The organism is Providencia sp. Marseille-Q8014, assembly GCF_965112055.1.
This window is the reverse complement of record NZ_CBCOPT010000001.1, coordinates 1,364,704-1,376,810: the sequence shown is the minus strand read 5'-3', so window position 1 is coordinate 1,376,810 and position 12,107 is coordinate 1,364,704. Positions and strand designations below refer to the sequence as shown.

The 12,107-nt window shown below is 38.8% G+C and carries 8 protein-coding genes; 4 read left to right on the top strand and 4 right to left on the bottom strand.

Features of this window, described 5'->3' with window-relative positions:
• Positions 1-62: 62 nt before the first annotated feature.
• Entirely contained in the window at positions 63-317 is a 255-nt protein-coding gene (locus ACWPW6_RS05945) for a helix-turn-helix domain-containing protein (RefSeq protein ID WP_154635594.1), read from the bottom strand.
• Positions 318-1,039: 722 nt separating this feature from the next.
• On the opposite strand from ACWPW6_RS05945, the gene glgC reads away from it, so the two are divergent.
• From glgC to ACWPW6_RS05925, 4 genes are all read left to right on the top strand, one after another.
• Positions 1,040-2,326 carry a glucose-1-phosphate adenylyltransferase gene (gene glgC, locus ACWPW6_RS05940; protein ID WP_196713394.1) on the top strand — a complete coding sequence of 429 codons (1,287 nt, stop codon included), beginning with the start codon at positions 1,040-1,042 and terminating at the stop codon, positions 2,324-2,326.
• An 11-nt stretch (positions 2,327-2,337) separates the two neighbouring features.
• Positions 2,338-4,791 (top strand): glycogen/starch/alpha-glucan family phosphorylase, encoded by a 2,454-nt coding sequence (gene glgP / locus ACWPW6_RS05935; RefSeq protein ID WP_250000202.1) that lies wholly within the window; start codon positions 2,338-2,340, stop codon positions 4,789-4,791.
• Positions 4,792-5,000: 209 nt separating this feature from the next.
• Entirely contained in the window at positions 5,001-5,888 is an 888-nt protein-coding gene (locus tag ACWPW6_RS05930; RefSeq protein WP_154621995.1) for a helix-turn-helix domain-containing protein, read from the top strand.
• A 613-nt stretch (positions 5,889-6,501) separates the two neighbouring features.
• Positions 6,502-7,881: a sugar porter family MFS transporter gene (locus ACWPW6_RS05925; RefSeq protein ID WP_154621996.1), complete on the top strand. Its 1,380-nt coding sequence runs from the start codon at positions 6,502-6,504 to the stop codon at positions 7,879-7,881.
• Positions 7,882-8,098: 217 nt separating this feature from the next.
• Here ACWPW6_RS05925 and ACWPW6_RS05920 read toward each other — a convergent pair whose 3' ends face one another.
• The 3 genes from ACWPW6_RS05920 to ACWPW6_RS05910 all read right to left on the bottom strand — a co-directional run bounded on the left by ACWPW6_RS05920 (position 8,099) and on the right by ACWPW6_RS05910 (position 11,855).
• Entirely contained in the window at positions 8,099-8,845 is a 747-nt protein-coding gene (locus ACWPW6_RS05920; protein WP_154621997.1) for an SDR family oxidoreductase, read from the bottom strand.
• Positions 8,846-9,306: 461 nt separating this feature from the next.
• Complete coding sequence (locus tag ACWPW6_RS05915; protein ID WP_154621999.1) at positions 9,307-11,349, bottom strand: TonB-dependent copper receptor; 2,043 nt, start codon at positions 11,347-11,349, stop codon at positions 9,307-9,309.
• Positions 11,350-11,480: 131 nt separating this feature from the next.
• On the bottom strand, positions 11,481-11,855 hold the full coding sequence (locus ACWPW6_RS05910) for a DUF2946 domain-containing protein (RefSeq protein ID WP_410241973.1): 375 nt from the start codon (positions 11,853-11,855) through the stop codon (positions 11,481-11,483).
• Positions 11,856-12,107: the final 252 nt, after the last annotated feature.

The window sequence follows — 12,107 nt, the reverse complement described above, 5'->3', positions numbered from 1 at the left end:
CTAGTGGTTTTACTGATAGTGCTCACAAGATATTTATACCTTCCTTGCGATATGTTATCCCTTTAATGGAGAGTGCACCGAGTACCTACGTTAACGTTAACAACCCCATATAGAAACGTGGTTGGCTCTAAATTAAATAAGCAGGCAAACTGAAATAATGAATCGACGTCAATACAACTTTCGCCACTTTCAAAACGGCACATTTGATCCTCTGAAACACCAATCAATCGCGCTGTTTGCTTTAACGTCATTTTATGACTTTCTCTTTGTTTACGAATTTTGATACCTAGCATTTTTGCAATATTATCTTTTTGCATAATAACCCCCTAAAATATAATCGAAGTGCAGTTAGTTTTATGGTGCGTAAATTAACATTCAATCCCTATAATTTAATTGATTTAAATTAAACAATTACGCTAAAAAAACCTTCCAATTACGATTATCCACAAAAGAATAATACTAGAGATAAAATAATAACAACTTGAATTACATTAGAAAAAATCAAAAGCAAGCTATGTTATTACCGAAAACGTATTGTGACACTAATCACAAAAAAAAACGTATCCTAATTTCGTATTATTCAATTTGGGAATGTCTTTAAAAGACTATAACACATATTTTTAATATGTTTATTATTAATATTTTATTTCCATTTCGAAAAGTAACTATAAGATTAGTTCTATATTATAATCAAATTAAGTAAGTTTACCTTTAAATTTTGTGACATTTTATGTCTATTGATTTCAGACTATTAATTTTTTTAATAAAAAAACATTTAAAGTCATATTTTAATTCTCAAAGTCTAGTATATTATTGATGATAAAAAGCATAAAAATCAAAAATAGTCATCATTATTAGATAAATAACCGTCATAAAATGATTTCAAAGATTTATATTATATTTAGAAAGTTATAACCAATTGTAAACAGTGAATAACACAATAGTTAGGTCACTGAATTAAAAAGAACAAATATAAAATATATGCAGCAACTGGGGAATCTTTAAATAACAATTTGTTCATTTTGGAGAGTTCTAAGGTATGTCTCATAATGATATGAATAATATGATGATGTTAGCACGTCATTTACCTCAAAAATCAGTTGCCCTAATCCTTGCTGGTGGTAGAGGTACACGTCTTAAAGGTTTAACCCTCAAACGCGCTAAACCCGCCGTTCACTTTGGGGGAAAATTTCGTATTATCGATTTCGCATTATCCAATTGTCTAAATTCTGGAATTAGACGTATTGGTGTCATCACCCAATATCAATCTCATTCATTAGTCCAACATATACAAAGAGGATGGTCTTTTTTCAATGAAGAGATGAATGAGTTTGTCGATTTACTTCCGGCACAACAGCGAGAAATAACAGATCACTGGTATAAAGGCACCGCTGATGCCGTCTATCAGAACATGGATATTATTCGTAATTATGATGCTGAGTATGTCGTGATCCTTGCCGGTGATCACATCTATAAGATGGATTACTCTCGCATGTTGCTCGATCATGTAAATAACGACGCAAAATTTACCGTTGCTTGTATTAAAGTAAAAAAAGAAGAAGCCCATCAATTCGGTATAATGGAAATTGATGATAACCGCTGGATCACTCAATTCCATGAAAAACCTCAGCATCCTCCTGTATTAAAAGCGTCTCCCGATTCATGTTTAGCCAGCATGGGGATCTACATTTTTAATAGTGATTATCTCTACAAAATGCTTGAGGACGATAGTATTTGCCCCAATTCGAGTAATGATTTCGGAAAAGATATCATTCCCAAAATTGTTGCTCGCCGAGAAGCTCTCGCACATCCCTTTGAATATTCATGCGTCACAAGTAATAGCAATGTTCCCCCTTATTGGCGCGATGTCGGCACCTTAGAAGCTTATTGGTCCGCGACACTTGATCTAGCATCTGTGACACCTGAGTTAGATATGTATGACCGAAACTGGCCGATTCGAACTTATATGGAACCATTACCGCCAGCAAAATTTGTGCAAGATCGTTCTGGAAGCCATGGAATGACGATGAACTCACTGGTTGCAGGCGGCTGTATTATTTCAGGCTCTATTGTTATCCATTCCGTATTATTCCCTCGTGTAAGAGTTAACTCATTTTGCAATATTGAATCTTCTATTTTACTCCCCGGCGTCAATGTTGGACGTTCATCACGTCTGCGGCGTTGTATTATCGATCGAGGCTGTATTATTCCTGAAAATACAGTCATTGGTGAAAACCCTGAAGAAGATAGTCAACGTTTCTACCGAACTGAACAGGGTATCGTTCTTGTCACAAAAGAAATGTTAGATAATTTGAATCATGAATAAGGAATGAAATTGTGAGCACCCATTTTGTTTATGAATGTCATTCTCCCCAAGTGACACAAGAGGCACTAAAAAGCTCGATTATCTATAAATTGAAATTTGTGATTGGCAAAGAACCTTATATTGCAACGCAAAGGGAATGGTTAGAGGCTATTTTATTGGCGATACGCGATCGGGTTGTAAACCGTTGGATGACAACTAATCGAGCGACCTATTCGCAGCAGGTTAAGCAAGTTTACTACTTATCGATGGAGTTTTTACTTGGGCGCTCATTATCCAATGCATTGATTTCAATGAATATGTATGATGACCTGACTCAAGTAGTGACTGAACTCGGATTCGATTTCGAACAGTTGTTAGAGCAAGAAACAGATCCAGGTCTAGGTAATGGGGGTTTAGGGAGGCTAGCAGCTTGCTTTTTAGACTCTCTAGCCACACTGAACCTACCCGGTGGCGGCTATGGCATTCGTTATGAATACGGCATGTTTAAACAAACCATTCGTAATGGCCAGCAAATTGAATGTCCAGACGACTGGCTTGCTCATGGAAATCCTTGGGAGTTTCCTCGAACAGAAAGTCGCTATCAAATACAATTTGAAGGCCATGTAGTCGAAGAAGAAGGTCGTTATCAATGGGTAAAAACTAACGATATTATCGCCATTGCTTATGATCAAATCATTCCCGGCTATAATACTGAAGCAACCAATACGCTCCGTCTATGGAGTGCTAAAGCAAGCGATGAGTTCGATCTACAAATTTTTAATGATGGCGAATATTATTCAGCGGTAAAGAAAAAAAATGACTCTGAGAATGTTTCCCGCGTTCTTTACCCTAACGACTCTACCTATTCAGGAAAAGAACTACGCTTAAAGCAAGAATTTTTTCTTGTTTCTGCTTCAGTTCAAGACATACTTTATCGACACTGGCTAGTGTATAAACGTTGGGATAACTTAGCGGACAAAGTAGCCATTCATTTAAATGATACGCATCCTGTTCTTGCTATTCCGGAGCTTATTCGACTACTGGTCGATAAACACCAAGTGAGTTGGCAAGAAGCAATGACTCTGGCAAAAAGAGTATTTTCTTATACAAACCATACTTTAATGAGTGAAGCGCTGGAAACTTGGCCAGTTGAAATGATCCGTAAAATTCTACCGCGCCATTTGCAAATCATTTATCAAATTAATGATGAATTTTTACAGCATGTTAGCCAAGAGTTTCCACATGATTATGAACTTCCTCGACGTGTTTCCATCATTAATGAAGAGCATGGACAGCTCGTTCGAATGGCTTGGCTAGCAGCTATCGTCAGCCATAAAGTGAATGGTGTCTCTAAGCTACATAGCCAGCTAATGACGGACTCTCTCTTTGCTGACTTTGCTAAAATTTTTCCCAATAAATTTTGCAATATCACCAATGGCATTACACCTAGACGTTGGTTAGCCATTGCGAACCCTGAACTCACGTCGATGATAGAAAGTTATATTGGCCAACAATGGTTAGTTGACTTACCGCAGCTCTGCGAACTGAAACAATGGATAGATTACCCACAGTTCTTAGACAAATTGAGCCAAGTGAAAAAAAGTAACAAAATGAAATTGGCGCACTTTATTGCACAAACTCAGCAAATTGTTATCAATCCCGAAGCCTTATTTGATGTACAAATCAAACGCATCCATGAATATAAGCGCCAGCTATTAAATTTACTGCATGTCATTACTCGCTATAATCGAATATTAGCTAACCCTGAAAAAAATTGGGTACCTCGTGTGGTGATTTTTTCAGGTAAAGCGGCCTCATCCTATAGCGCGGCTAAAAAAATTATTCATCTCATCAACGATGTTGCTACCGTTATTAATAATGACCAACGCATTGATTCACGGCTAAAAGTCGTTTTTATCCCTGATTACAGTGTCAGTTTGGCACAAAAAATTATCCCTGCGACCGATCTTTCTGAACAAATATCTCTCGCAGGTACTGAAGCGTCGGGAACGGGTAATATGAAATTTGCGCTAAATGGGGCGTTAACAATAGGCACATTAGATGGCGCCAATGTTGAAATTCGTGAGCATGTCGGTCCTGATAATATTTTCATATTCGGGAATACCATTGATCAAGTGAAACAAATCAAGCAAAACTACTATTACCCACGCTGGTATTATGAAAATGATACGGAACTAAAACAGGTCATAGACCAAATTGCGAACGGCTATTTTAAACCTGATACCCCTAATTTTTATCAAGATTTAACGCATAGCTTATTAGATGGCGGCGATCAATATTTACTCTTTGCAGATTATCGTAGCTACATTAATACGCAAGAACAGGTCGATCATCTATATCAAGACCCATTAGCTTGGCAAGCCAAAGTTGCACAAAATATTTGCAATATGGGATTTTTTTCGTCAGATAGAACGATAAAAGACTATGCCTCTCAAATTTGGCAAATTAACCCTATCATTTTGTGAGTATATGATTTAGATTGGACTAATAATTTAAGTTAGGTGTGATTTTAGTCATAAACTTACTTAACTTCACAACTATTTAAAAAAATTCTCAGTCGGCATGCTATCCTGATGCCGACTGGAATGTATTTTGGTATAGCCTAAAAAGTCCAAATCATGTTCACTCTATCTTTATTTTAGATCTTGGACAAAGCCGATTTAAAAGGGTCATCATGCTTCAAGAAAGTGTTATCAGAGAAATTATTCTTTGGATCGAGAAAAATTTAGAGTCTCGCCTATCTTTAGATACTGTTGCTGAAAAATCAGGATATACTAAATGGCATTTCCAACGCCTATTTAAAAACCAAACAGGGCTTGCCTTAGGTTCCTATATCCGTGCTAGACGTTTATCTTGTTCAGCAGTGGCTCTTCGGCTCACAAACGATAGCATTATGGATATCTCTTTGCGTTATCGATTTGACTCGCAACAAACATTTTGTCGAGCCTTTAAAAAACAGTTCAATGTCACACCTTCTGAGTATCGCAAAAGAACAGGCTGGAAAATTGAAGGCTTTTGTTTGCCATTAAGGGAAAGCAAAGAATTTAGTGTTGAGGTTAGCCTAACCAAGTTAGAGCCCATCACACTTATCGGCAAACAGCACCGGTATACAAAAGGGATTAATGAGTGGAATTTTAAAACTGAAGAACTCAGACGCTATTACTGGCGAGAATTCCTCAGTGAAACCCAATGCGTTACCACTAATTTATATGCAATTCATGGCGTTGATACGATCGACTCGCAGGAAGGACAATTTTGTTATACCACTGCATTGGATGAGGATGACCTTGATACTGTCGCCTTTAATCCCAAAACGATAACTCTCCCTGATGGTGACTATTTACAAATTAAGTTTACCTGCGATGAGCTTCATGGCATCGATTACAACGATATCATCTACACTGTTTATGGGAAAGTCCTCGCGAGTATGGATATAGCGAGAGGCGAAGGCTGTGACATTGAAAACTATGTCTTAAAAACTAAGCCTAATTACCAATCATTTCTTAATAGTCCTCGTACCTACCTTAAAGAGCTAAACTATTATATTCCCGTCATTATCTGACACTATCATCGCCCTTCGCAACGCGAGGGGTTATGACTCCCATCCTGAACGTTAATAAAAAAACAAAACAACCGCAGTAATATTGCCGATAATACACATTCGTTTATATGGATTGAAACAATAAAAATACATCAATAATAAATTCAAAAGCTCCTCAAATAGAATGATGGCTCATTATCAACCATCATCATAAGCTCTATCAATTACCGATAAAATCGTCATTCAAATGTAGTCTATTATTTAATTTAATACATTGATGATACAAAAAAGACATTTTAGATTTAGAATAAAATATTCATGTGAGTTAATCGTTAATTCCCCATCTTCTGTATACAGCTATTTTGACATAAATAACGTTGAATACTTTTATGATCATTAACATTAATAAATATCAATTTCATTATCAAAACAAACATCAATAAATGATATTCTAATAACGACTACATTGTATCATTCCACATATTTATTTGAATGTTGTTTAAATAAGGTTAATATTTAATATAACTATCTCCCATTGAAAATAGATAAATATCGCGTTAGGATAAATCTGAGTCTTATCTTTTGAAAGGACAGATAAATAATAATCTAACTTTACGATAAGGGACTAATGATCATGGTTAAAAATAATACACCAACGGGTCTTATGGTTATCTTTGTCGGCTTACTCGCCGCGCTAGCAGGCCTTTTTTTTGGTTTAGATACCGGTGTTATTTCTGGCGCCCTTCCCTTTATAAGTCAGCAGTTTGATATATCTTCAACCCAACAAGAACTCGTCGTTAGCTCAATGATGTTCGGTGCAGCCGCCGGTGCAATTATTAGTGGCTGGTTATCTTCTTTGGGGGGAAGAAAGAAAAGTTTATTAATTAGCTCAATATTATTTATTATCGGTGCGTTAGGTTCTGCTTTTTCACCCAATGCCAATATACTTATTTTTTCAAGAGTCATATTAGGACTCGCTATTGGTATTTCATCATTCACGACCCCCGCTTATTTATCAGAAATTGCACCTAAAAAGATCCGGGGTGGGATGATCTCTATGTATCAGTTAATGATTACTATTGGTATTTTACTGGCTTTTATTTCTGATACTGCTTTTAGTTATGATCATGCATGGCGTTGGATGCTCGGAATAACCGCTATTCCTGCTGTTCTGTTATTTATTGGCGTCACTTTTTTACCAGAAAGCCCTCGTTGGTTAGCCAGCAAAAATAGGTCTAATGATGCCAAAGCTATTTTATTAAAATTAAGGAAATCAGAAACTGAAGCGATACAAGAATTAGAGGATATATTTAACAGCTTAAAAGTAAAACAAACTGGATTTGGATTATTCAAAAGCAACAGTAATTTCCGCCGCACTGTCTTTTTGGGGATTGCATTACAATTTATGCAACAACTGACCGGTATTAATGTCATTATGTATTATGCGCCCAAAATTTTTTCGCTCGCTGGTTTTGAAAGTACCGTGCAGCAAATGTATGGCACCGTTCTCATTGGTCTCGTCAACGTCATCGCCACTATTTTTGCGATTTCGATTGTTGACCGTTTCGGACGGAAAAAATTATTAACCTTTGGCTTTAGTGTCATGGCAATCAGTATCGGTTTTCTTGCCTACTTATTGTCATTCGATGCTCACTCTCAATTATCACAGTACACTAGCATCGCCTTTTTATTAATCTTTATTATTGGCTTTGCTGTGAGTGCAGGACCCGTTATGTGGGTGCTCTGTTCTGAAATTCAACCTTTGAGAGGACGTGATTTTGGTATCACTTGTTCCACTACATCAAACTGGATAGCCAATATGATTGTCAGTGCAACCTTCCTAACATTGCTATCAACATTAGGAGACACCAATACATTTTGGGTTTACGCGGCACTGAACGCCCTATTTATTATTGTCACACTCTACTTTGTGCCTGAAACAAAGAATGTTTCATTAGAGCATATTGAAGAAAATTTAATGAAAGGTCATGCCCTAAGAGATATTGGCCGCTAACCATATTTAGCGCTATCCATCGTTCTTTTATAAAATACCCGATATCACTATCAGGTATTTTAGACCACTGACGAGCCTCATGCTTTTTGCATGGGGTTTATTCGCCGTTCAACGACTGACGTCATTTCGTTCCAAGGGAAAAACTACCATGACTCCCATATGCGACCCCGATGGTATTTTGTCCCTACTGTAGGGGCTTTTTACTCTGAAAGAAAACTTATTTGCACACTGAAACGCCACCATCAACATACAGTGAAGTCCCAGTCATAAAGCTCGACATAGAGCTCGCCAGAAACAACGCTGAAGATGCAATTTCTTCCGGTTCAGCTAACCGCTTCATTGCATGTAAATTGGCAGCCCATTCACGCTGTTGCTGATCTCCTGCCATGTCCGTGTTAACCCCACCCGGTAAAATAACGTTTGCCCGTATTTTCTTATCGGAATAATCCGCAGCGATACCTTTAGCTAATGCCAGCAAGGACGCTTTTGCCGTACCATAACTGCTCATTCCGGGAAGCCCAACACGACTGCCAACAAAACTGGATGTGAATATGATCGAGCCACCACCCGATTTAACCATCAAGGGTATCTGGTGTTTAACCCCTAAGAACGCAGCGGTAGAGTTTGTATTCTGAACTTGATTCCATTCATTGAGATCGAACTCGGCAACGGGTTTTATTGGCCCGACCATACCGGCATTGTTAACCGCAATATCTAACTGACCAAACTCTTGAGATATTAGGTCTGATATTCCCTTATGCGTTTTTTCTAAACACACATCTCCAACATAATAAATCGCCGTTCCCCCCGCAGAACGGATCTCACTTACCACTCGCTGAAGCTCTTCTTCACGCCGGCCAGTCAAACAAACAGAAGCCCCGTTCTGTGCGAACATGATGGCAATAGAGCGACCAATGCCTGAAGATGCGCCAGTAATAATTGCCGTTTTACCTTTAAGTAGCATGTTAGATACCTCATTGACGATGATGAGCTCAATGTACTGTGCTTTGAAAGTGTAAAAACTCTGGTTATTGCTTTTTATTTTGCCCAAAAGTCATGGTTTATTGTGTGACAATCAGGCCTGCGTTTTTATTTTCGGCGGGACAATCACTGACACTGTCCGCAAAAAAGCACTGACCGCAATGAAAGAGAGGAAGCCACCCTGTATTGCGAAGACATCAAAATAAATTCAAGCCTCATCGCGATATCGATTTTTCTAACAAGGCGCTCTTCAGAAATCAGTTCATTCACCGCAAGGGCTGCGAACTGATATTGTTGGGGGAATGCTTCTTTTAACCAATCGGTTAGCTCATTATTTATACTGACCTTATAAGATCAAAGCCCTCAAAAAACGAGGGCTTTGTCAGTAGTTTGAAATACCCGATATCACTATCGGCTATGTTACTTTCAATCCGTAATATCTAATTAAAAAGTTAAGTTTAATTTAGCCCAAAACGTTCTACCAGGCTCATTTACAGGTTCATTAGATGAATAACCAAATCCACTATTACCTGCTAAATTGAGGTGTTCGCTATAGTTTTTATCAAACAGATTATCCACACCAGCACTTAACTTCATATGATCGTTAACACGATAAGCGGTATTAAGAGAAAAAATAGTAAAACCAGCACTACGACCAAAATCTTTACCCACGACATTACCATCATTGATTGCAACACGATGTTGGCTACTAACTACACGCATTAACCCTGTTGCAGTCCAATCATTTTTCTCCCAAGATAACCCGAAACGCGTCTCTAATGGAGGCATCTGTGGTAATGGTTGTCGATCACTACGATTCTCTCCCCAAGCATAGGCAAGACTCACATCCGCTTTCCATTCATCCGTTAATTTATGGGCAACACCCAGTTCTCCCCCCATAATCATGGCATTAACGTTTTCAACTTGGCTTTCTCGTGAATTATGTGGGTTATAACGGAATAAAATGAAGTCATCCACACGGCCAATATAAGCAGAAACCCATGCACTGGTTTTTTCGTGATGATATTTTGCACCGATATCTAACTGAGTCGTTTTTTCAGTTTTTAAATGATCAAATACATTCGTTGTACCATCAGGGCCATAGGTTGGTGAAAACAGCTCCCAATAATCAGGGAATCGCTCGGTATAACCCACCCCCGCGTACAACATGACTGGCATATCCGACAACGAATGTTCATAACGCACAAAACCAGCCGGCATCACGGTATTACGGCCAGATGAGCCAATCGTAGTATCATTATCCACTAAGACCCTATCTGCTCGGGCACCTGTAACAACTTTTCCATGTTCGTTGGCATCCCATGTCAGCTCACCAAAAATACCGTAATCTTGAAATTGTGCATCTTTATTCCAGTGATCATTGCTCTCTTTACGATGCGTGTTACTTTGCATATCAGCACCAGCGCGCAGTTCATAATCACTCCACAGCCAAGTTCCCATGACCCTACCACCGACGGTTTTACGATCAACACGCATCTTCATTGGCATGTTCATCATGCCATGACCACCGCCCATCATATGTCCCATATGACCTGAGCCACTTCCCGCAGAGCCACTGGTATCACGCAATGAGTAATTATCCATGATATGGTCCGCGTAGTTGTAATACAGGTTGGCTTCTAACTTATCAAAATGAGTACTAATGTTCGTTTTTTCAAAACGCATACCTAAGCTTTCACGCTTAAATTGCGAACCATCCATTCCACGGCCGGCATAACGCGCTTCTCCATCCCCTTTCCCCGCGGTAAGTTCTAATAACGTATACTCGTCAGGGGTCCAACCAAGGGCTACATCGGCATTCCATTTATCCCATTTTGATGGCACCTTATTACCATCCCCATCTTTATAGTCATTCGAACGCGATTTGTTACCAATCAAACGTAAGTAACCCTTTTCATTGCCCATACTGACATCCGCATTCGTATCCCAACGCTGATTTGATGCGACTAACGCACTCGCATTTCCTTGAATGCCCGCTTTATCAAATACTGGCTTTTCACGCTCAAAACGGATAGTTCCCGCTGAGTTTCCAGGTCCCCACAAAACAGACTGTGGCCCTTTAATCATTGTCAGTAAGTCAAAGTTTTCTGGTGATATATAAGACGTAGGAGCGTCCATACGTGATGGACAAGCCCCCAACATTTCACTGTTGTTGGTTAAAATACGTAATCGAGAGCCAAACATACCTCGAAATACTGGGTCGCCATTGGTTCCACCATTACGAATCTGCGAAAAACCGGGGATGGTTTTTAAATAATCAGAACCATCACTTGCAGGCACTGGCTGCCGAGGTGTTTTTGGTGATGTACTTATCAGCAGTGGTGAATCAACAGGTGCTGTCACTATCATCACCGCGCTGTCTGAGAATTTACTTTGATTTTCTTCATGAGCGAATGCTGTATTTGCAATAAGCGCAGTAGCAACCCATATTGCGACAGGTGCGATGACCAAATTTTCTTTTTTCATTATTTTGCCTAGTTCTTTTCTTTATGACGTAACAATGCCGCCTGAATTGGCCAAGCCAAATTCAAGATAAAGCGCACCCTTTGCACTTAATACGGCAAATGTGACAGATTAAATTTAATATTTTTCAATAATTAAGAAGAAAAGTGTGTAGGCGGCGCTCGTGCAAAGCGTAGAGACCAAGGTCGAAATAGATAAAGGCGAACACAAGGTTCTAAGGGTAAGTAAATCGTTAAAGTGAGCAGTTGGCGAATAACCACTGCAATAAACAAAATGATAAATGGAAAATGAATCAATAGCTGACAATAGCCACAAGCAATGTCTTCCATTGGAGATAACCCAACGCCTGACATAAGCAGGTGATTCATCATACCACTTGCATGGCATTCTTCTGGCAATGGCATCCCTTGATGCGCATGGTGCATCGCATGTTGTGCCTGACTATCCACAAGAGAGCAGTCTGCCATCTGCATCATTGATTTTGATATCAATGGGGCAATAAACAGCATTGCGACAGCAAGAAGCGCAAGATAAGCGGCGAGTTGTCTATATTTAGCTTGCAGGTGCAACGTTTTTCCGTCATATCTGTTTTTATTTTTTAACGGGCAAAAGTGTATCCTATTTACCTTCTGGTTGTTATCGTTTTTTGTCAATAATGTTACCCATAAGATAGAAAATGTGCTTCACGCTTCGTTTCAAAAGATCCAATAAAAAGCGGCAATCGCTATTACGCTATCGCCGCAAAATAAAAAACGAATAAC

What these genes read in the sequence shown, in the direction of transcription:
- ACWPW6_RS05925 (WP_154621996.1), top strand. Translation starts at nt 6,502, where the DNA reads ATGGTTAAAAATAATACACCAACGGGTCTTATGGTTATCTTTGTCGGC.
- ACWPW6_RS05920 (WP_154621997.1), bottom strand. Translation starts at nt 8,845, where the DNA reads ATGCTACTTAAAGGTAAAACGGCAATTATTACTGGCGCATCTTCAGGC.
- ACWPW6_RS05915 (WP_154621999.1), bottom strand. Translation starts at nt 11,349, where the DNA reads ATGAAAAAAGAAAATTTGGTCATCGCACCTGTCGCAATATGGGTTGCT.
- glgC (WP_196713394.1), top strand. Translation starts at nt 1,040, where the DNA reads ATGTCTCATAATGATATGAATAATATGATGATGTTAGCACGTCATTTA.
- ACWPW6_RS05945 (WP_154635594.1), bottom strand. Translation starts at nt 317, where the DNA reads ATGCAAAAAGATAATATTGCAAAAATGCTAGGTATCAAAATTCGTAAA.
- ACWPW6_RS05930 (WP_154621995.1), top strand. Translation starts at nt 5,001, where the DNA reads ATGCTTCAAGAAAGTGTTATCAGAGAAATTATTCTTTGGATCGAGAAA.
- ACWPW6_RS05910 (WP_410241973.1), bottom strand. Translation starts at nt 11,855, where the DNA reads ATGCTGTTTATTGCCCCATTGATATCAAAATCAATGATGCAGATGGCA.